We start from the raw sequence: 279 nt of genomic DNA, 5'->3' as shown, positions 1-279 counted from the left end.
AAACAGGGAAAAGGCGTGGTGTACCTGCGCCCTTATGAAAAGACCAATCTTTCGCTATATAGAGATATTATTATTCCGGTGACGGATGAATCATGCCGGAACGCAGCAGCAGACGGGCAAACTTTGAAGCCCTGACCCCATACCGCTATACTGCCGCCATCACTTTAAAACAGGATACAACAATGAACGACAGTGAATTTCATCGCCTGGCTGATCAACTGTGGCTGACCATTGAAGAGCGTCTGGACGACTGGGATGGCGATAGCGATATCGACTGCG

The 279-nt window shown here is 49.1% G+C and carries 1 pseudogene; it reads left to right on the top strand.

Annotated features, from left to right (window positions below):
• Nucleotides 1-182: 182 nt before the first annotated feature.
• Nucleotides 183-279, top strand: a pseudogene (gene cyaY, locus V5P19_RS23445) (iron donor protein CyaY); the annotation flags it as partial.

It is taken from the genome of Enterobacter sp. UNJFSC 003, from assembly GCF_036903355.1.
Classification (GTDB): Bacteria; Pseudomonadota; Gammaproteobacteria; order Enterobacterales; family Enterobacteriaceae; genus Enterobacter.
Note: the sequence above shows the minus strand (reverse complement) of the source record. Positions and strands in the feature narration are given on the sequence as shown.